Below are 18,735 nucleotides of genomic sequence, written 5' to 3' on the forward strand. Positions count from 1 at the left end.
GATGGCGCCGGAAGCCTGCGATCTGCTGATCGAAGCCGGCCACGTGGTGCCGGTGCAGCCGCACGGCGTCGTGCTCGCCGATTACGCCGTGGCGGTGCGCGATGGCGTCATCGTCGCGGTGTTGCCGATCGCCGAGGCGCGCGCGCGCTTCACCGCCGCGCAAACCGTCTCGCGCCCCGACGGCGTCTTGACCCCCGGCCTGGTCAACGCGCACGTCCACAACCCGATGACGTTGCTGCGCGGCGTCGCCGACGACCTGCCGCTGATGCAATGGTTGCAGGGCCACATCTGGCCGATCGAGGCCGCGGTGGTCGCGCCCGATTTCATCGCCGACGGCGTGACGCTCGCCATCGCCGAAATGCTCCGCGGCGGCACCACGTGCTGCAACGAAAACTATTTCTTCCCCGACGTGCAGGCAGCGACCTACCGCAAGCACGGGTTCCGCGCGCGCGTCGGGCTGCCGATCATCGATTTCCCCACCGCGTGGGCGCGCACGTCCGACGAATATTTCGACCGCGCCGGGCAAGTGCACGATCAGTGGCGCAACGATCCGCTCGTCGCCACCGCCTTCGCGCCGCATGCGCCGTACACCGTGTCGGATGCGAACTTCGAACGCATCCGCATGCTCGCCGACCAGCTCGACGTGCCGGTGCATTGCCACGTGCACGAAACCGCGCATGAAGTGAGCGAGGCGCGCAAAACCCTGGGCCAGTCGCAGATCGCACGCCTGGACCGCCTGGGCCTGGTGAACGACCGCCTCATCGCGGTGCACATGACGCAACTGACCGACGCGGAGATCGCGCTGTGCGCCGAACGCGGCGTGAGCGTCGCGCATTGCCCCGAATCCAACCTCAAGCTCGCCTCGGGCTTCTGCCCGGTCGCGAAACTCGCGGCCGCCGGCGTCAACCTCGCCATCGGCACCGACGGTGCGGCCAGCAACAACGACCTGGACATGTTCGGCGAGATGCGCACCGCCGCGTTGCTTGCCAAGGCGGTCGGCGAAGACGCCTCGGCGTTCGATGCGTTTTCGGCCTTGCGCGCGGCGACGCTCGGCGGCGCGAAGGCGCTGGGCTTCGAAGACGCCATCGGTTCGATCGAAGCAGGCAAGCAGGCCGACCTGGTGTGCGTGGACCTGGGCGCGCTGGAAACCCAGCCGCTGCACCACGTCGTCTCGCAACTGGTCTACGCCTGCGGGCGGCACCAGGTGAGCGATGTGTGGATCGCCGGGCAGCGCAAGCTGGAAGCCCGCATCCTCGTGGACATGGATGTCGACGCCATCGTGGCCAACGCGCGCCAGTGGCGCGACCGCATCGCCGCGGTCCGCACGGCGTAATCCGCTCCCGAGGCCCTGATGACGCAAGCGCAACCCAACGAAGACAACTTCCGCCAGGCCGAACTCGACCGCTTCAACGAGCTCGCCCATCGCTGGTGGGATGCCAACGGCCCGCAGAAGGCGCTGCACGCGCTGAACCCCGCGCGCCTGGGATACATCACCGATCGCACGCCGCTGCAGGGTGCGCGCGTGCTCGACGTCGGTTGCGGCGGCGGCTTGCTCAGCGAATCGATGGCCGCCGCCGGCGCGGACGTCACCGCGATCGACCTGGCGCCCGACCTGCTGAAGATCGCGCGCCTGCACGGCCTGGAATCGGGCGTGAAAGTCGACTATCGCCAGGTGCCCGCCGAAGCGCTCGCCGAAGAAATGCCCGGGACGTTCGACGCGATCGCCTGCATGGAAATGCTCGAACACGTGCCGTCGCCGCCGTCGGTCCTCGCCGCGTGCGCGACGATGCTCAAGCCGGGCGGCCGTTTGTTTCTCTCCACGCTCAACCGCACGCCGGCCGCGTTCGCGCTGGCGATCCTCGGCGCCGAATACATCGCGCGCATCCTGCCCAAGGGCACGCATCAGTACCGCGACTTCATCAAGCCCTCGGAGCTCGGTGCGTGGTTGCGCGACGCCGGGCTCGAACTCGAAGACGTCAGCGGCCTGGTGTACGAGCCCTGGCGCAACGCCGCACGCGTCGGGCGCCGTACGGACGTGAATTACCTCGCCTGCGCGCGCAAGCCCGGATGATCGCAATGTCGTTCCCGAAAGCGGTGCTGTTCGACCTGGACGGCACCTTGCTCGACAGCGCACCCGACATGCTGGCCACGGTGGATGCGATGCGCGCCGCGCGCGGCCGCGGCCCGATGGAAATGACGAAGTTGCGCCCCGTGGTGTCGAAAGGCGCGCGCGCGATGACCGCCGCCGCTTTCCCGGATATCCCGGCCGACGAGCGCAACGCGTGGATCCCGGAATTCCTTGCGACTTACGAACGCGAACTCGGCCGCCACGGCGAATTGTTCGAAGGCATCGACGCGATGCTGCGCGCGCTGGAAGACGCCGGATGCCGCTGGGGCATCGTCACCAACAAGCCCGAATACCTCGCGCGCGCCCTGATGCCGATGCTCGGCTGGGACACGCGCTGCGCCGTGCTGATCGGCGGCGACACGCTGCCCGAACGCAAGCCGCATCCGCTGCCCTTGCTGCATGCGGCGCAAGTGATGGGCTTCGACGCGACCGACGTGGTCTACGTCGGCGACGACGAACGCGACATCCAGGCCGCGCGTGCGGCCGGCATGCGATCGGTGGTCGCCTTGTGGGGCTATCGCCTCGACGAAGACGACCCGCTCGCCTGGAAGGGCGACACGATGGTCGACCTGCCGTCCGAACTGTGCGCGCCGGAACGCTGGCCATGAGCGCCGTGAGCGACCCGGCGGTCGACACGACGCTGGCGAAGTGGCGTGAACGCTGGCCCGAGTGGCCCTTCGCCGAACCTTTCGTCGCACCGCTGCATCGCGAACGCGCGATCGCCTGGTTCGCGCTGCGCGACGAATTGACGCATGCGGCCTGGCTCGGCAGCGACCCGCGGCCGGGCGACGCGAAACTCGCGTGGTGGGCCGAAGAGCTGCACGGTTGGGCGAAGGGTGTGCGTCGCCATCCGCTCGGCATCGTGCTGCAACGCGAGCCCGCCGCATGGCCGGTGCTCGCGGCGGCATTGCCCGCCTTGCGCGCGACCCGCGAACGCGCGGCGAACATCGACGATGCCTTCAGTGCACTCGAACCCTTCGCACGCGGCGTGTCGACGATCGCCTCGACCCTGTTCGGCAGTGGCATCGGCGATCCGGCGCCCGAGCGCAGCGTCGTGGCGAGCCTGCTCGGCGAACATGCGCTCGCCGGCGGCGATGCGGCCGCGCCGCTGCAATCGCTCGCCCAGGCCGGGCAGGGCGCGCAACCGGGCGTCGCATCGCGGCTCTGGGCCCGCACCTTGCTCGACCAATGGCCCTTGCCGCACGGCGGCACGGTGCCCGGGCGCCTGCACGCCGCACTGGTGCGCGAGCGCCTGCGCCGGTACGCCGACGGCGGCGCGCCCGAGCGCCCCTTGCCCGCCTGGCGGGCGCTGTTCACGGCATGGCAAGCCGCGCGCCGCTGAACGCACCGTTGCACCGATTTCGTCACGAGCCACCGCCCGCGCTGGCTACAATGCGCCCCTCATGACCGCCTCCCGTCCCCCCGCGCAGCTCCCCGACGTCGCGTTCGAAGCGGCGGCGCTGGCACGCCCGCTGGATTGGGTGGGGATGGACCGCATCGCGATCCCGGTGCGCATCCACGACGCCGACGGACAACCGGTGCAGGTGGCGGCCGATGTCGACGTCGCCGTCGACCTGCGCGACGGACAGGCGCGCGGCATCCACATGTCGCGCCTGTACCTGCAATTGCAGCAGGCCTTCGCGAGCGAAGCGATCACGCCCGGCGGTTTGCGCCGCGTGTTGCAGGGTTTCATCGAATCGCAGAAGGGCGCCTCCACGCGCGCGCGCCTGCACATCCGTTACGAACATTTGCTGCAACGCCGCGCGCTCGCGAGCGACAACGTCGGCTGGAAGCGCTACCCGGTGTCGATCGAAGCCGAGCTCGCCGATGGCCATCTGCATCTCGCGCTCGGTTTCGCGGTCGAATACTCCAGTACGTGTCCCGCGTCGGCGGCGCTGTCGCGCCAGGTCAACGCCGAGCGTTTCGCCAGCGATTTCGCGGCGGCGCGCCCGATCTCGGCGCAGGTCGTGAGCGATTGGCTCGCCTCCGAACGCGGCCTGGCCGCCACGCCGCACGCGCAGCGCAGCCGCGCCGACATCCGCGTGGTGTTGCGCCCCGCGTTCGATGAGTTGCCGTTGCTGGACCTGGTCGACGCGGTCGAAGCCTCGCTCGGCACGCCCGTGCAGACGGCGGTCAAGCGCGAAGACGAACAGGCCTTCGCCGAACTCAACGCCGCCAACCTGATGTTCTGCGAAGACGCCGCGCGCCGCGTGGCCGGTGCGTTGTCGCGCGAGGAGCGCATCGACCGATACGAAGTGCGCGTTGCGCACTTCGAAAGCCTGCATCCGCACGATGCAGTCGCGCGCGTCTCCGGGACGAACGCGGCACCCTGACGGTCAAACCCGCGCGAACTCCAGCCGCTGCCCGTTCGGCGCATCGACCAACTGGCTGCCATCCCACGCCAGCACGCCGTTGACCCAGGTCGCGCCGATGCGCGAATGGAACGTGCGGCCCTCGAACGGCGACCACCCGCACTTCGACAACACGTCCTCGCGGCGCACGGTGAAGGGCACATCGTCGATCAGCACCAGGTCGGCCATGTAGCCTTCGCGCAGGAAGCCGCGCTGCGACACGTCGAACAACTGCGCCGGCGCATGGCACACCTTCTGCACGACCTGCGCGTTCGTCAGCCGGCCTTCGTGCACCAACTCCAGCGCCGCGACCAGCGCGTACTGCACCAGCGGCAGGCCGCTCGGCGCGCCGGTGTAGGGACGCGCCTTCTCCTCCAGCGTATGCGGGGCGTGGTCGGTGGCGAGCACGTCGATCACATCGTCGGCCAGTGCGGCGATCAGGGCTTCGCGATCGCTCGCTTCCTTGATCGAGGGATTGCACTTGATCAGGTTGCCGAGCGTGGCGTAATCGGCGCGATCGAAGCGCAGGAAATGGATGCAGGTTTCGGCGGTGATCTTCTTGCGCGTGCCATCGGCGCGGATGAGCGGGCCGCGTTCGAACAACGCGAGCTCGTCGGCCGTGGAGATGTGCAGCACGTGCAGGCGGGTGCCGTTGCGGCGCGCCAGTTCCTGCGCGAGCAGGGTGGATTTCATGCACGCCTGGCGCGAGCGGATGTCGGCGTGGAATTCGGGCGGGATGTCGTCGCCGTACTTCGCCTTGTAGCGGGCGAGTTCGGCGTCGATCATCGGCGTGTCTTCGCAGTGCGTGATGATCGGCGTGGGCGCGTCGCGGAAGATCGCGTCCAGCGTCTCGGGGTTGTCGACCAGCATGTTGCCGGTGGAGGCGCCCATGAACACCTTGATGCCCGGGGCGCGCAGCGGGTCGAGTGCGCGAATCGCCTCGATGTTGTCGTTGCTCGCGCCCATGTAGAAGCCGAAGTTGGCGCGTGCGCGACCGGTGGCGCGCCGGTACTTGTCTTCCAGCGCCGCGCTGTCGAGCGTGGGCGGGTTGGTGTTGGGCATGTCCATGAAACTGGTCAGCCCGCCGGCGACGGCCGCGGCCGATTCGGTCGCGATGTCGGCCTTGTATTCCATCCCCGGTTCGCGGAAGTGCACCTGGTCGTCGATCATGCCCGGCAAGAGGCGACGGCCGGCGGCGTCGACGACGTGCTCGCCCTCGCGCGCGGACAGGCCCGTGCCGATCTGCGCGATGCGGCCGTTCTCGATGCGCAGGTCGCCTTCGACCTCGCGGCCTTCGTTCACCAGGCGGGCATTGACGATCAGCGTGGGCTTGGATGTCGCGGGCATGGGCGTTCCTTGGCGATGCGATCTTGGCGGAGCGACGCATTCACATGCGTGCGCAGGTTGGCGTTCATTTTGACGAAGCGGGGGGCACGGGGTCGTGTCCGCCCGGGTGGAAGGGGTGGCAGCGCGCGACGCGGCGCACGGCGAGCCAGGAGCCGCGCACGGCGCCGAAACGCGCGATGGCCTGCATCGCATACTCCGAGCAGGTGGGCGCGAAACGGCAACGCGGACCCAGCAATGGACTGATCCAGCGCTTGTACAGGCGCAGGGCCCCGATGAGCAGTCGATCGATCACGATACTGAAATGCGGCCTCGCACGAAGGGTTTCGCGGGTTGCCGCCCTTGTCGGGGCAGGGTATAACAGCGCGCTTTCCCGCCTCAAGGGAACGAGGGACGTACCGCTCGTGGCAGCGAAGAAACCAGCGAAGAAGGCCGCCAAGGCCGCGAAGAAGGCCGCCAAGCCGGCGGCGAAGAAGATTGTGGCGAAGAAGCCCGTCGCCAAGCCCGCAGCCAAGAAGCCCGCGCCGGCCAAGAAACCGGTCGCGAAGAAGGCTGCGCCTGCCAAGAAGCCTGTTGCCAAGAAGGCCGCTCCGGCGAAGAAGGCGCCGGCCAAGGCCGTCAAGCCCGTGGCCAAGCCTGTCGCGAAGCCTGCAGTCGCGAAGAAGGCCGCACCCGCCAAGCCCGTCGCGAAGGCCGCGCCCGCCAAGGCCGCGCCGGTGGCGAAGCAGCCAGCGGTCAAGCAGCCCGTCGCCAAGCAGCCCGAAGTGCGCGTCGCCGCGGTCAAGAAGCCGGCTGCGAAGCCTGCGACCAAGAGCGCGCCGGTCGCACCCGCGGCGAAGCCCGAAACCAAGTCGCCCGCACCGCAGGCGACGACGAAGACTGCGAAGCCCGCGCTCGCCACTTCGCCCAAGCCCGCATCCTCGGCGGCACCCGCCGTCACGTCGCGCCCACGTCCGGAGGGCAAAGTTGCTGTTGCCGTAGCCGCGAAGCCGGCCGCACCAGCACCACGGGGCAAAGTGAAAGTCGTCGAATACAAGACCGATGAGGGCACGGGTCGCCCGATCATCCCGCAGGGCTACAAGCCTTCGCAGGACGAGGAGTACATGAGCACGTTGCAGGTGGAATATTTCCGCCAGCGCCTGCTCAGCTGGCGCGCCGACCTGGTCGAAGAGTCCAAGCAGACCATCGAGAACCTCAAGGACGAAGTGCGCGACGTCGGCGACGAAGCCGAACGTGCGACCCGCGAGACCGAGAACTCGCTGGAACTGCGCACGCGCGACCGCTACCGCAAGCTGATCGGCAAGATCGACAGCACGCTCAAGCGCCTGGATGCCGGCGAATACGGCTACAGCGTGGATTCGGGCGAAGAAATCGGCCTGGACCGCCTCGAGGCGCGCCTGACCGCCGAACGCACGATCGACGAGCAGGAACGCTGGGAACACTTGCAAAAGCAGATGGGCGATTGAGAACACCTCCCCTTCCAGGGGAGGTCAAAAAGAAACCCGCCAATCGGCGGGTTTCTTTTTGGGTGGGGTAAACCAACGACGCCCCCTAATGCAGCTCCTTCAAGTTCAACCGCCGCAACTTCGGCGCCAGCTTCGCCGTAACCGCGACGATCGACATCGTCATGCATCCCCCGAAGATCACACTCGGCACCAGGCCGAGGAACTTCGCCGCCAGCCCCGATTCGAACGCACCCAGCTCGTTCGACGAGCCGATGAAGATGCCGTTGATCGCAGAGACGCGCCCGCGCATGGCGTCGGGCGTGGCGAGCTGCAGGATGGTCGAGCGCAGCACGACCGACACGCCATCGCACAGGCCCGAGGCGAACAACATCATCACCGACAACCACAGGTGCCGCGACAACGCGAAACCGATGATGCACAGCCCGAACCCGGCGACGGCGAGCAACAGGATGCGTCCCGCATTCTTTTCCAGCGGCTTGCGCGCCATCCACAGCCCGACCAGCACCGCACCGGCCGCGGGCGCGCCGCGCAGGACGCCGAGCGCTTCGGGGCCCGCGTGCAGCACGTCCTTGATGAAGGCCGGCAGCAAGGCGACCGCACCGCCGAACAACACCGCGAACATGTCCAGCGCGAGCGCGCCCAGCAGGATCTGGTGGCCGAACACGAAGCGCAGCCCTTCGCCGATGCTGGCGAAGATCGGCGCGCGTTCGGTCGGGATGTGCGGCTCTTCGATGCGCAGCGTCGTCAACAGCACGGCGGCCGCAATCGCGAACACCACGGCGATCCCGTAAGCGGACGTCTTCCCCGCCAAGGCCACCATCACGCCGCCGAACGCGGGACCGAGCACGAGGCCGAGCTGGAACACCACGCTCCCGAGCCCCGCGCCGCGCGCGTACTGTTCGCGCGGCAACACGCGCGCGAACAGTGTGTTGTAGATCGGGGTCAGGAACGAGCGGACGCTGCCGGTGAGCGCGATCGCCGCGTAGATCAGCCAGGTGCCGGCGCTTGTCCAACCCGAGGCGATCGCGACGAGGATCACGCCGGTCATCGCCAGGCCCGCGCACGCGAACGCGCCCAGGCGACGCCGCTTCAGGTGATCGACCAGATAGCCGGCGAACGGTGCGACGCAGAAGTAGGGAATCACTTCGGCCAGGCCGACCAGGCCCAGCGCCAGCGGATCGTGCGTGATTTCGTAGATGTGCCAGCCGACGGTCACCGCGACCATCTGGTAGGACAGCATCGTGAGGATGCGATAACTGAGCAGGCCCAGGAACGCGCGGTTGCGCAGCGGCGAGTCTGCGGCCGTCAGTGCACTCACGCGGCGGCCTGCGCGCGCTCGCGGATGAAGGCGAGCAGCGCGGCGTGGCCGTTGCTGCGGGTCGGCGAGAGATGCTTGGCCAGGCCGACTTTCTCGACGTAATCGGGTTGCGTGGCCAGGATTTCCTGCGCCGATCGTCCCGAATACACGCGCAGTGCGAGGAAACACAGCCCCGCGACGATCGCCGAATCGCTGGTCGCCAGGAAATCCAGGCGCTGCGCATCGCCTTCGCCCACGATCCACACCATCGACTGGCACCCGAGCAGGCGATGCTCTTCGTTCCTGAGCGCATCGGGGAAGGGCGGCAGTTTGCGGCCCAGGTCGATCAGGTACTGGTAGCGCTCGGACCAATCGCCGAAGAACGCGAATTCCTCCGCGATCGCCGCCTGTGCATCGGCGGCGGTGGGCTCCAGCGGAAACACGCGGTGGTCGGCCACGGCATTCATGCGCGTTTCCACCGTACGCCCTGCGGCGTGTCTTCCAGGAGAATGCCGTCGTCGGCCAGTTGCTTGCGGATGGCGTCGGCGCGGGCGAAATCCTTCGAAGCCTTCGCAGCGATGCGTTCGTCGATCAGGCCCTGGATGCGCGCGTCGTCGTCGTTCGACGTCTCGCCGGCGATCCATTCGGCGGGCGCGCGTTGCAAGAGGCCGAGCGCCAACCCCGCACCGAGCAGCGCGGACTTGGCCTCGCGCCGTGCGTCAGCGCCTTCGGCCTTGCGGGCCTCACCGGCCAGGCGTGCGATTTCGGCCAGCGCCTGCGGCGTGTTGAGGTCGTCGTCGAGCATGTCCTCGATCGACTGCGGAATCACCGGCGTGGCCTCGACGTCGGCCAGGTCGCGCAAGGTGCCGTACAAGCGGTCGAGCGTGCGGATCGATTGATCGACCAGCGCCGGCGTCCAATCCAGCGGCTGGCGGTAATGCGCGGACAGCAGCGCATAACGCAGCGCCTCGGAACGACCGGGGTAACGTTCGAGCAAGGTGTGGATGCGCTCGACGTTGCCGAGCGACTTGGACATCTTCGATCCGCCGAACACCAGCATGCCGTTGTGCAGCCAGAAGCGTGCGAACGGTTTGCCGCCGTGCGCGCATTCGCTCTGCGCCACTTCGTTCTCGTGGTGCGGGAACTGGAGGTCGATGCCGCCGGCGTGGATGTCGATGGTGTCGCCCAGGTGCGCTTCGGCCATCGCCGAGCACTCGATGTGCCAGCCCGGGCGGCCGCGGCCCCAGGGCGAGTCCCAGCCGGGCAGGTCGTCGGTCGAGGGCTTCCACAGCACGAAGTCGCCGGCGTCCTGCTTGTAGGGGGCCACGTCGATGCGCGCGCCGGCCAGCATGTCCTCGGGCGATTGCCGCGAGAGCTTGCCGTAATCGGGATAACTGCCGACGGAAAACAGCACGTGGCCTTCGGCGGCGTAGGCATGGCCGCTGTCGATCAGGCGCTGGATCATCGCGATGATCTGCGGGATGTGTTCGGTGGCCTTGGGTTGCAGCGGTTGCGGTTGCACGCCCAGCGCCGCCATCTCGTCCAGGTAAACCGCGGTGTAGCGCTCGGTGATGGTGGAGATCGGCACGCCGGCATCGCGCGCGGCCGCGTTGATCTTGTCGTCCACGTCGGTGATGTTGCGCGCGTAGCGCAGCGCGCCGTAGCGGCGGCGGAGCAGGGCGGCCAGCACGTCGAAGACCACCGGGCCGCGTGCATTGCCGATGTGGACGTAGTTGTAGACCGTCGGTCCGCACAGATACATCGTGGGGCCGGCGACGGGGTCCAGCGGCGCGAAGGGCTCGACCCGGCGCGTCAGGGTGTTGTGGAGGCGAAGGGCCATGGGTCGGCAAATGGGGGAATCGCGCCATTCTAGCCGCCGGGAAAGCCTCGATTCAGGCCCGAGCCCGCGTCCGGCCTTTACACTGAATGCGTGCGCCTCCTTGCCCGCCTCCTGAGCATCGCCTCCCTGTCCATCGCCATGGCCGGCATGCCCGTGCTTGCGCAGGATGCCGGGACCACCGTCCTGCAGAACGAAAACGTGCGGATGGACTTCGCCCAGGTGATGCGGGTGCAGCCGATCTACCAGGTGCTGCGCGCCACGCGCATGGAGCCGCGTTGCCCCGCCGATGGCGACGGGGAGCAGGACAAGGGCCTGGCGAAGATCGTCGGCGCGGTGAAGGGCGCGGTGTCGCGCAAGCCCGATCCGCCCGAACAGACGGCCAATTGCGAAATGATCCCGGTGCAGCGCGAGTTCCGCCGCCCCATCGCCTACGACGTCGACTACGTCTATCGCGGCACCAAGTACCGCTCGCGCCTGCCCTACGACCCGGGCAACCGACTGCGCGTGCGCGTGAGCGTCGTCCCATATATCCCGCCGCGCAAGCCCTAGGCGTTGCATCGGCCGCGCGCCGATGCGACCATGCGCGCCCGATGCAGACCCTTCGCGCCGACGCCGACATCCTGACCTCCGCCTTCATGGCGGCGGGCATGACCTCGCGCGCGCGCCGACCGCTCCCCCACATTTTCGCTGGGTAGCGCGCCGCGTCGTATCGGATCCGCCAGAAACCCAGCCCTCGCGCTGGGTTTCTTCGTTCATGGCCCGGCGATTTCCTACCCCACAGGACGCTCCATGAAACAGGTTCCGCTCCGGCATTTCCTCAACACCCAGGATTGGAAGCGCGACGAGCTCGACGCCGTGCTCGCGCTCGCCGCGGCGTACAAGCAGCGGCCGCTGGGCCTGCGTTCGATGGAAGGCAAGTCGATCGCGCTGGTCTTCTTCAATTCGTCGCTGCGCACGCGCACCAGCTTCGAAATCGGCGCCTTCCAGCTCGGCGGCCACGCAGTGGTGCTGCAGCCGGGCAAGGACGCCTGGCCGATCGAATTCGACCTCGGCACCGTGATGGACGGCGAAGCCGAAGAGCACATCGCCGAAGTGGCGCGTGTGCTGTCGCGTTATGTCGATCTCATCGGCGTGCGCGCGTTCCCGAAATTCGTCGACTGGTCGACCGACCGCGAGGATCGCGTCCTGAAGGGCTTCGCGAAATATTCGTCGGTGCCGGTGATCAACATGGAGACGATCACCCATCCCTGCCAGGAGCTCGCGCACATCCTCGCGTTGCAGGAACACTTCGGCACGAGCGACCTGCGCGGCAAGAAGTATGTCCTGACCTGGACCTACCATCCCAAGCCGCTCAACACGGCCGTCGCGAATTCGGCGCTCACCATCGCCACGCGCATGGGCATGGACGTGACTTTGCTGTGTCCGACGCCCGAGTACATCCTCGATGAGCGCTACATGGGTTGGGCCGAGCAGAACGTCGCCGAAAGCGGCGGCTCGCTGCAGGTCAGCCACGACATCGAAAGCGCGTATCGCGGCGCCGACGTCGTCTACGCCAAGAGCTGGGGCGCGCTGCCGTACTTCGGCAACTGGGCGCCGGAAAAGCCCATCCGCGACGCGCACCAACACTTCATCGTCGACGAAGCCAAGATGGCGCTGACCAACGACGGCGTGTTCTCGCACTGCCTGCCGCTGCGCCGCAACGTGAAAGCCACCGACGCGGTGATGGACTCCCCGCGTTGCATCGCGATCGACGAAGCCGAAAACCGCCTGCACGTGCAGAAGGCCGTCATGGCATCGCTCATCGGCCAGCGTCGCTGATCCACTTTTCGATCCGGAACTGATCCCCCATGGCTAACAAAGACATCGTCCTCGCCTTCTCCGGCGGCCTCGACACATCCTTTTGCGTTCCCTACCTGCAGGAACAGGGCTGGAACGTCCACACCGTGTTCGCCGACACCGGCGGCGTCGACGCGGAAGAACGCGCGACGATCGAAGCCCGCGCCGCCGAACTGGGCGTTGCATCGCACGTCACCATCGACGGCGGCCCCGCGATCTGGGACGGCTTCGTCAAACCCTTCGTCATGGCCGGCGAGGGCTACCAGGGCCAATATCCGCTGCTGGTCTCCGACCGTTACCTGATCGTCGACGCGACGCTCGCCCGCGCGCATGCGCTCGGCACGCGCGCGATCGCGCACGGTTGCACCGGCATGGGCAACGACCAAGTGCGTTTCGATCTGGCGGTGAAGGCGAGCGGCGACTACACGATCGTCGCGCCGATCCGCGAAATCCAGAAACAACACACGCACACGCGCGCCTACGAGCAGGCCTACCTGGAAGAACGCGGCTTCGCCGTGCGCGCCAAGCAGAAGGCCTACACGATCAACGAAAACCTGCTCGGCCTGACGATGTCGGGCGGCGAGATCGACAAGTGGGAAGCGCCGGGCGAAGGCGCGCGCGGCTGGTGCGCGCCGCGCGACCAATGGCCAAACGAAGCGCTGCAAGTCACGATCGCCTTCGCGAAGGGCGAAGCGATTTCCCTCGATGGCAAGCCCATGCCGGGCGCGCAGTTGCTCGCCAGGCTCAACGCGCTGTTCGCGCCTTATGGCGTGGGCCGCGGCATGTACACGGGCGACACGACCATCGGATTGAAGGGGCGCATCGTGTATGAAGCGCCGGGCTTGGCCGCATTGCTCGCGGCGCATCGCGCGCTGGAGGAAGCGGTGCTCACCAAGCAGCAAAACCGTTTCAAGCCGGATGTCGCGCGCAAGTGGGTCGAGCTGGTGTACGAAGGCTTCTACCACGACCCGCTGAAGACCGACCTGGAAGCCTTCCTCGCCTCCAGCCAGCGCATGGTCAACGGCGAAGTCGTGCTCGAAACGCGGGGCGGCCGCGTCGATGCCGTGGCCGTGCGCTCGCCGCACCTGCTCAACGCGAAGGGCGCCACCTACGCGCAATCGGCCGACTGGGGCGTGGAAGAGGCCGAAGGCTTCATCCGCCTGTTCGGCATGAGCAGCACCCTGTGGGCCCAGGTGAACGAAAAGGATCGCTGAGGTGCTCGACCACGTCCTTCGCCATCTCGAAGCGCTCGTGTCCTTCGACACGCGCAATCCGCCTCGCGCGATCACCACCGGCGGCATCTTCGATTACCTGCGCGCGCAGTTGCCGGATTTCCGTTGCACGGTGACCGATCACGGCGAAGGCGCGGTGTCGATGCTCGCCGTGCGCGGCACGCCGCGGCGCGTGTTCAACGTGCACCTGGATACCGTGCCGAACGCGGCCGGCTGGACGCGCCCGCCGCATCGGCTGTGGGTGGCGAAGGGCCGCGCGACAGGCCTGGGTGCCTGCGACATCAAGGGCGCGGCGGCCGGTTTGGTCGCCGCGGCCAACGCGACCAAGGGCGATGCCGCGTTCCTCTTCAGTAGCGATGAAGAGGCGAACGACCCGCGCTGCATCGAGGCCTTCCTCGGGACCGTCCACGGGTTCGCCGAAGCCATCATCGCCGAGCCGACGCAATGCGAAGCGGTGCTCGCCCATCGCGGCATCAGCTCGGTCCTGCTGCGTTTCCAGGGCCAGGCGGGCCACGCCTCCGGCACCGATGCCTTGCATTCGAGCGCCTTGCACCACGCGATGCGCTGGGGCAGCCGCGCGCTGGACTATGTCGAATCGCAATCGCACCAGCGCTTCGGTGGACTCACGGGCCTGCGCTTCAACGTCGGCCGCGTCGAAGGCGGCATCAAGGCGAACGTGATCGCGCCGAGCGGCGAAGTGCGCTTCGGTTTTCGTCCCTTGCCGTCGATGGCGTTCGAACAGTTGCACGATGCCTTCGGCAAACTCGCCGAACCGGGCGCGCTCGCGCGTTACGAAGAAACCTTCCGTGGTCCGTCCTTGCCATCGGGTGACGTCGCCGCGGCCGAGGCGCGCCGCCTCGAGGCGCGCGACCTCGCCGACGAACTCGGCCTTCCCATCGGCAACGCGGTCGATTTCTGGACCGAAGCCTCGCTGTTCTCGCGCGCGGGCATGACGGCCTTCGTGTACGGCCCCGGCGACATCGCGCAGGCGCACACGGTCGACGAATGGGTCGCCCTCGATCAATTGCAACGTTACACGGACTCCATCGTGCGCATCCTCCAGGCATGAACATCATGCACATCCACGACCCACAGACCCGCCAGACCATCGTCCGACTGCTTTCGAGCATGGCCGGTGCGAAGGAGATCTCGCAGTACCTCAAGCGCTTCTCGCAACTGGACGCGGCGCGCTTCGCCGTCGTCAAGGTCGGTGGCGCGGTGTTGCGCGACGATCTCGAAGCGCTGACCTCGTCGCTCGCCTTCCTGCAGGATGTCGGCCTTACGCCCATCGTGTTGCACGGTGCCGGGCCGCAATTGGACGCAGAACTCGCGGCGGCCGGCATCGAGAAGCGCACGATCGACGGACTGCGCGTGACTTCGCCCGAAGCCCTGGCCATCGTGCGCCGCGTCTTCCATGCGCAGAACCTCAAGCTCGTCGAAGCGCTGCAGGCGCAGGATGCGCGCGCGACGTCGATCGTCAGCGGCGTGTTCGAAGCCGACTATCTGGATCGCGAGACGCTCGGCTTGGTCGGCGAAGTCAAGCGCGTTGAGCTCGCACCGATCCAGGCGAGCCTGCAGGCCGGCTCGATCCCCGTGATCGCCAGCCTGGGCGAAACCGCCGGCGGGCAGATCCTCAACATCAACGCCGACTTCGCCGCCAACGAACTCGTGCAGAAGCTGCAGCCCTACAAGATCGTGTTCCTGACCGGCACGGGCGGCTTGCTGGACGATGCGGGCAACGTGATCGATTCGATCAACCTGTCGACCGAATACGACCATCTCATCGCGCAACCGTGGCTGCATGGCGGCATGAAGGTGAAGATCGAGCAGATCAAGGCCTTGCTCGACACCTTGCCGCTGTCCTCGTCGATCTCGATCACGCGGCCCTCGGAACTGGCGAAGGAGCTGTTCACGCACACCGGTTCGGGCACGCTGGTGCGGCGCGGCGAACGCGTGCTCACCGCGACGCGTTGGGACGAACTCGACCTGGAGCGCCTGCGCCCGCTCATCGAATCGGCGTTCGGCCGCAAGCTGTTGCCGGACTACTTCGAGCGCACCACGCTGCATCGCGCGTACGTGAGCGAGAACTACCGCGTCGCGGTCATCCTCACGCAGGAAGACGCCGGCGTGTACCTCGACAAGTTCGCCGTGCTCGATGAAGCGCAGGGCGAGGGCCTCGGACGGGCGGTCTGGAACGTGATGCGGGAGGAAAATCCGCGCCTGTTCTGGCGCTCGCGCCGCGGCAATCCCGTCAACGCGTTCTATTTCGCCGAAAGCGATGGGTGCGTGAAGCAGGCGCGATGGGACGTGTACTGGTACGGGATCGATGCGCTCGACGCCATCGCGCGCTGCATCGATCATTGCGCCGCACGCCCCGCCACCCTCGAGGACGCCGCATGACGACCGCCGACTGGACCACGCCGCCGACCTTGCGCGGCCGCCACGTGTCGCTGGAAGCGATGACGCCCGCGCACGCCGACGGCCTGCGCGCCGCGGTGGAGGACGGGCGCCTGTACGAGCTGTGGTACACGAACGTGCCCGAAGCGAAGGACGTCGACGCTTACATCGACGGCGCACTGGCGAAGCAGGCGAAGGGCGACCAGCTCGCCTTCATCGTGCGCGACGGCGCGGGCCGGATCGTCGGTACGACGCGCTACTACGATCTGGCGCCCGAAGTCCCGCGCCTGCAGATCGGTTACACCTGGTACGCATCCAGCGTGCAGCGCACGGGCCTGAACACCGAAGCCAAGCTGCTGTTGCTGGGGCACGCCTTCGAAACACTGCACTGCGCGTCGGTCGGTTTGCAGACCAGTTGGTTCAACCTCGCTTCGCGCACCGCCATCGCACGCCTGGGCGCGAAGGAAGAGGGCGTCACGCGCAACCACGTCCGCCATCGCGACGGCACGCTGCGCGACACGGTGAACTTCTCGATCATCGATGCCGAATGGGCCGCGGTGAAGCAGAACCTGATCGGCCGCCTGGGGCGTTACGCATGAGCGGCAAGACGACCATCGGCATCGTCGGCGCGCGTGGTCACGTCGGCACGGAACTGATCAAGCTGATTTGCGGGCATCCGCAGTTCGATCTGGCGTATGTGTCCTCACGCGAGCGGGCTGGGCAGCGGGTGTCGGAATTCGAGCCCGCGTATCGCGGCGAATTGCGCTACAGCGCGCCGGCGACCGAAGACCTTCCGACGCTCGGCGCCGATGCCGTGGTGCTCGCGCTGCCCAACGGCAAGGCGGCCGCATGCGTGGCGGCCTTCGATTTCGCCAACGTCGATCCCGTCATCGTCGATCTGTCGGCCGACTTCCGTTTCGATCCGGCCTGGTATTACGGCCTGCCCGAACTCACGCGTCCGTGGCACGCGAACCAGCGCCGCATCAGCAACCCTGGTTGCTACGCGACCGCCATGCAGCTTGCGATCGCTCCGATGCGCGAATTCCTGAACGGTCCGGTGCAATGCTTCGGTGTCTCGGGCTATTCGGGCGCCGGCACGACGCCGTCGGACAAGAACGATCCGGAACAGCTGCGCGACAACCTGATGCCCTACGCCTTGACCGGCCACGTGCACGAGCGCGAAGTCAGCACGCAGTTGCGGCATCCAATCGAATTCATGCCGCATGTCGCGCCGCATTTCCGCGGTCTGACGATCACGGCGAACCTGCACCTGCGCACGGCCTTCGATCGCGAAGCGGTGCTGGCGCGTTATCGCCAGGCATATGCGAACGAAGCGCTCGTGCGCGTGCAGGAAGACGCGCCCTGGGTGAGCCGCATCGCCGGACGGCAGCATGTCGAACTCGGCGGGTTCACGCTGTCGGAAGACGGGCATCGCCTGGTCGTCGTCGCCACCGAAGACAACCTGCTGAAGGGCGCGGCGACGCAGGCGCTGCAGAATCTCAACCTGGCATTCGGTTTCGACGAATACGCCGGCATTCCCCTCGACTCGCGCGCGGAGGCCGCATGAGCGACCTGTTGTGGCAGAAGCCGGGCGTCCAGGTGGACGCGCAGATCCAGGCCTTCCTCGCGGGCGAGGACGTGGTGCTCGATCGCGAATTCTTCCTGCACGACATCGCCGCCAGCCGCGCGCATGCGCAGGGGTTGGCGAACATCGGGATGCTGACGGCGGAGGAGCTTGCGGGACTGGAACGCGAACTCGCGCTCCTGGCCGAAGACTTCCGCAGCGGTGCATTCGTGCTGGATGCGCGCTTCGAAGACGGGCATTCGGCGATCGAAGCGCGCCTGACCGAACGTCTCGGCGATGCGGGCCGCCGCATCCATGCAGGACGCAGTCGCAACGACCAGGTGCTGGTCGCCACGCGCCTGTGGCTCAAGGAAAAACTCGAAACCGTGCAGGCGCTGTGCCGCGAAGTCGCGGGCATCGCGCTGGATCGCGCGCAGGCGGAAAGCACGTTGCCGATGCCGGGGTATACGCACCTGCAGCGCGCCGTCGTGTCCTCGGCGGGCCTGTGGTGGGCAGGGTGGGCCGAGGCGTTCATCGACAACGCGCAGCGCGCAGCCGATACGCGCGCGTGGGTCGATGCCAATCCGCTCGGCACGGCCGCGGGCTACGGCGTGAACCTGCCACTGGACCGCGCGCACACGACGCAAGCGCTCGGCTTCGCGCGCATGCAGGTTTCGCCGTTGTACGCGCAACTTTCGCGCGGGAAATTCGAACTCGCCGCGCTGGAAGCTTTGGGCAGCGCGATGGGCGACCTGCGTCGCCTGGCCTGGGACCTGAGCCTGTTCACGACGGCCGAGTACGGCTTCGTGCGCCTGCCCGCGCAGTACACGACCGGCAGTTCGATCATGCCGAACAAGCGCAATCCCGATGTCGTCGAATTGATGCGCGGCACCTACGCCAGCGTGGCCGCGGCGCGCAGCGAAATCGAACACCTGCTGTCGCTGCCGGGCGGTTATCACCGTGATCTGCAGATCACCAAGGGTGCGTTGTTCCATGGCTTCGGAAAGGGCCTGGCCGCGCTCGCCTTGTTGCCGGACCTGTTGCGCAATCTCGACTGGAATGTCGAGCGCATGCGCGAGGCGTTGGAACCGTCGATGTACGCCACCGACCTGGCCGTCGATCTCGCGCGCGAGGGCATGCCGTTCCGCGATGCGTACAAACAGGCCGCCGATCCGGCGAAGTGGGCGGAAGGCGATCCGGCGGCGAGCCTGTCGGCGCGCGTTTCGCCGGGCGGCGCAGGCGCGATGCAACTGGACGCATTGCGCAAGCGCCTGGGGTAA

Annotated in this window: 19 protein-coding genes; 14 read left to right on the forward strand and 5 right to left on the reverse strand. The window is 67.6% G+C overall.

The features are described from left to right. The first annotated feature begins 1 nt into the window (after nucleotide 1). From AB4059_RS13005 to folE2, 5 genes are all read left to right on the forward strand, one after another. The gene (locus tag AB4059_RS13005; RefSeq protein ID WP_498979428.1) at nucleotides 2-1,333 is read left to right on the forward strand and encodes a TRZ/ATZ family hydrolase; all 1,332 of its coding nucleotides are present in this window, start codon (nucleotides 2-4) and stop codon (nucleotides 1,331-1,333) included. An 18-nt stretch (nucleotides 1,334-1,351) separates the two neighbouring features. Continuing rightward, entirely contained in the window at nucleotides 1,352-2,071 is a 720-nt protein-coding gene (ubiG, locus tag AB4059_RS13010; RefSeq protein WP_498979429.1) for a bifunctional 2-polyprenyl-6-hydroxyphenol methylase/3-demethylubiquinol 3-O-methyltransferase UbiG, read from the forward strand. Then, the gene (locus AB4059_RS13015; RefSeq protein WP_498979430.1) at nucleotides 2,068-2,736 is read left to right on the forward strand and encodes a phosphoglycolate phosphatase; all 669 of its coding nucleotides are present in this window, start codon (nucleotides 2,068-2,070) and stop codon (nucleotides 2,734-2,736) included. Before ubiG ends, AB4059_RS13015 begins: the two co-directional genes overlap by 4 nt. Continuing rightward, nucleotides 2,733-3,470, forward strand: a complete 738-nt coding sequence (locus AB4059_RS13020) for a phytoene/squalene synthase family protein (protein ID WP_498979431.1) — start codon at nucleotides 2,733-2,735, stop codon at nucleotides 3,468-3,470. Before AB4059_RS13015 ends, AB4059_RS13020 begins: the two co-directional genes overlap by 4 nt. A gap of 61 nt (nucleotides 3,471-3,531) precedes the next feature. Next, on the forward strand, nucleotides 3,532-4,461 hold the full coding sequence (folE2, locus tag AB4059_RS13025; protein ID WP_498979433.1) for a GTP cyclohydrolase FolE2: 930 nt from the start codon (nucleotides 3,532-3,534) through the stop codon (nucleotides 4,459-4,461). A gap of 3 nt (nucleotides 4,462-4,464) precedes the next feature. Here folE2 and AB4059_RS13030 read toward each other — a convergent pair whose 3' ends face one another. Together AB4059_RS13030 and yidD are read right to left on the reverse strand one after the other, a co-directional pair. Then, nucleotides 4,465-5,826, reverse strand: a complete 1,362-nt coding sequence (locus tag AB4059_RS13030) for a dihydroorotase (protein WP_498979434.1) — start codon at nucleotides 5,824-5,826, stop codon at nucleotides 4,465-4,467. 64 nt (nucleotides 5,827-5,890) lie between these two features. Further along, entirely contained in the window at nucleotides 5,891-6,118 is a 228-nt protein-coding gene (yidD, locus tag AB4059_RS13035; RefSeq protein ID WP_498979435.1) for a membrane protein insertion efficiency factor YidD, read from the reverse strand. Between the two features lie 109 nt (nucleotides 6,119-6,227). On the opposite strand from yidD, the gene dksA reads away from it, so the two are divergent. Then, nucleotides 6,228-7,289 (forward strand): RNA polymerase-binding protein DksA, encoded by a 1,062-nt coding sequence (gene dksA, locus AB4059_RS13040; RefSeq protein ID WP_498979437.1) that lies wholly within the window; start codon nucleotides 6,228-6,230, stop codon nucleotides 7,287-7,289. An 85-nt stretch (nucleotides 7,290-7,374) separates the two neighbouring features. Here dksA and AB4059_RS13045 read toward each other — a convergent pair whose 3' ends face one another. From AB4059_RS13045 to cysS, 3 genes are read right to left on the reverse strand one after another with little or no spacing between them, the layout of a single operon-like run. After that, nucleotides 7,375-8,607: an MFS transporter gene (locus AB4059_RS13045; RefSeq protein WP_498979438.1), complete on the reverse strand. Its 1,233-nt coding sequence runs from the start codon at nucleotides 8,605-8,607 to the stop codon at nucleotides 7,375-7,377. Then, the gene (locus tag AB4059_RS13050; RefSeq protein ID WP_498979439.1) at nucleotides 8,604-9,053 is read right to left on the reverse strand and encodes a SufE family protein; all 450 of its coding nucleotides are present in this window, start codon (nucleotides 9,051-9,053) and stop codon (nucleotides 8,604-8,606) included. The genes AB4059_RS13045 and AB4059_RS13050 overlap by 4 nt, the downstream gene beginning before the upstream one ends. Beyond that, nucleotides 9,050-10,426: a cysteine--tRNA ligase gene (cysS, locus tag AB4059_RS13055; protein ID WP_498979441.1), complete on the reverse strand. Its 1,377-nt coding sequence runs from the start codon at nucleotides 10,424-10,426 to the stop codon at nucleotides 9,050-9,052. The genes AB4059_RS13050 and cysS overlap by 4 nt, the downstream gene beginning before the upstream one ends. Nucleotides 10,427-10,516: 90 nt before the next feature. Between cysS and AB4059_RS13060 the strand changes: the two genes are divergently transcribed. From AB4059_RS13060 to argH, 8 genes are all read left to right on the forward strand, one after another. Next, a complete protein-coding gene (locus tag AB4059_RS13060; protein WP_498979443.1) occupies nucleotides 10,517-10,975 on the forward strand; it encodes a hypothetical protein in 459 nt (152 codons plus the stop codon). Between the two features lie 240 nt (nucleotides 10,976-11,215). Beyond that, entirely contained in the window at nucleotides 11,216-12,244 is a 1,029-nt protein-coding gene (locus AB4059_RS13065; RefSeq protein WP_498979445.1) for an N-acetylornithine carbamoyltransferase, read from the forward strand. A 29-nt stretch (nucleotides 12,245-12,273) separates the two neighbouring features. Continuing rightward, nucleotides 12,274-13,476, forward strand: coding sequence for an argininosuccinate synthase (locus AB4059_RS13070; protein ID WP_498979446.1), 1,203 nt, complete (start codon nucleotides 12,274-12,276; stop codon nucleotides 13,474-13,476). Further along, nucleotides 13,469-14,563 (forward strand): acetylornithine deacetylase, encoded by a 1,095-nt coding sequence (locus AB4059_RS13075; protein ID WP_498979704.1) that lies wholly within the window; start codon nucleotides 13,469-13,471, stop codon nucleotides 14,561-14,563. The genes AB4059_RS13070 and AB4059_RS13075 overlap by 8 nt, the downstream gene beginning before the upstream one ends. Next, nucleotides 14,560-15,894: an acetylglutamate kinase gene (locus tag AB4059_RS13080; RefSeq protein ID WP_498979447.1), complete on the forward strand. Its 1,335-nt coding sequence runs from the start codon at nucleotides 14,560-14,562 to the stop codon at nucleotides 15,892-15,894. The genes AB4059_RS13075 and AB4059_RS13080 overlap by 4 nt, the downstream gene beginning before the upstream one ends. Continuing rightward, nucleotides 15,891-16,490 carry a GNAT family N-acetyltransferase gene (locus tag AB4059_RS13085; RefSeq protein ID WP_498979448.1) on the forward strand — a complete coding sequence of 200 codons (600 nt, stop codon included), beginning with the start codon at nucleotides 15,891-15,893 and terminating at the stop codon, nucleotides 16,488-16,490. Before AB4059_RS13080 ends, AB4059_RS13085 begins: the two co-directional genes overlap by 4 nt. Beyond that, nucleotides 16,487-17,458 carry an N-acetyl-gamma-glutamyl-phosphate reductase gene (gene argC / locus AB4059_RS13090; RefSeq protein ID WP_498979449.1) on the forward strand — a complete coding sequence of 324 codons (972 nt, stop codon included), beginning with the start codon at nucleotides 16,487-16,489 and terminating at the stop codon, nucleotides 17,456-17,458. The genes AB4059_RS13085 and argC overlap by 4 nt, the downstream gene beginning before the upstream one ends. Beyond that, on the forward strand, nucleotides 17,455-18,735 hold the full coding sequence (gene argH / locus AB4059_RS13095; RefSeq protein ID WP_498979450.1) for an argininosuccinate lyase: 1,281 nt from the start codon (nucleotides 17,455-17,457) through the stop codon (nucleotides 18,733-18,735). The genes argC and argH overlap by 4 nt, the downstream gene beginning before the upstream one ends.

The sequence above is a fragment of the Lysobacter sp. 2RAF19 genome (assembly GCF_052115395.1).
Lineage (GTDB): Bacteria > Pseudomonadota > Gammaproteobacteria > Xanthomonadales > Xanthomonadaceae > Noviluteimonas.

Coding starts and splice junctions, on each gene's coding strand:
- argC (WP_498979449.1), top strand. CDS start 16,487: ATGAGCGGCAAGACGACCATCGGCATCGTCGGCGCGCGTGGTCACGTC.
- argH (WP_498979450.1), top strand. CDS start 17,455: ATGAGCGACCTGTTGTGGCAGAAGCCGGGCGTCCAGGTGGACGCGCAG.
- AB4059_RS13005 (WP_498979428.1), top strand. CDS start 2: ATGGCGCCGGAAGCCTGCGATCTGCTGATCGAAGCCGGCCACGTGGTG.
- AB4059_RS13070 (WP_498979446.1), top strand. CDS start 12,274: ATGGCTAACAAAGACATCGTCCTCGCCTTCTCCGGCGGCCTCGACACA.
- AB4059_RS13015 (WP_498979430.1), top strand. CDS start 2,068: ATGATCGCAATGTCGTTCCCGAAAGCGGTGCTGTTCGACCTGGACGGC.
- AB4059_RS13030 (WP_498979434.1), bottom strand. CDS start 5,826: ATGCCCGCGACATCCAAGCCCACGCTGATCGTCAATGCCCGCCTGGTG.
- folE2 (WP_498979433.1), top strand. CDS start 3,532: ATGACCGCCTCCCGTCCCCCCGCGCAGCTCCCCGACGTCGCGTTCGAA.
- AB4059_RS13085 (WP_498979448.1), top strand. CDS start 15,891: ATGACGACCGCCGACTGGACCACGCCGCCGACCTTGCGCGGCCGCCAC.
- AB4059_RS13080 (WP_498979447.1), top strand. CDS start 14,560: ATGAACATCATGCACATCCACGACCCACAGACCCGCCAGACCATCGTC.
- cysS (WP_498979441.1), bottom strand. CDS start 10,426: ATGGCCCTTCGCCTCCACAACACCCTGACGCGCCGGGTCGAGCCCTTC.
- AB4059_RS13020 (WP_498979431.1), top strand. CDS start 2,733: ATGAGCGCCGTGAGCGACCCGGCGGTCGACACGACGCTGGCGAAGTGG.
- AB4059_RS13065 (WP_498979445.1), top strand. CDS start 11,216: ATGAAACAGGTTCCGCTCCGGCATTTCCTCAACACCCAGGATTGGAAG.
- ubiG (WP_498979429.1), top strand. CDS start 1,352: ATGACGCAAGCGCAACCCAACGAAGACAACTTCCGCCAGGCCGAACTC.
- AB4059_RS13050 (WP_498979439.1), bottom strand. CDS start 9,053: ATGAATGCCGTGGCCGACCACCGCGTGTTTCCGCTGGAGCCCACCGCC.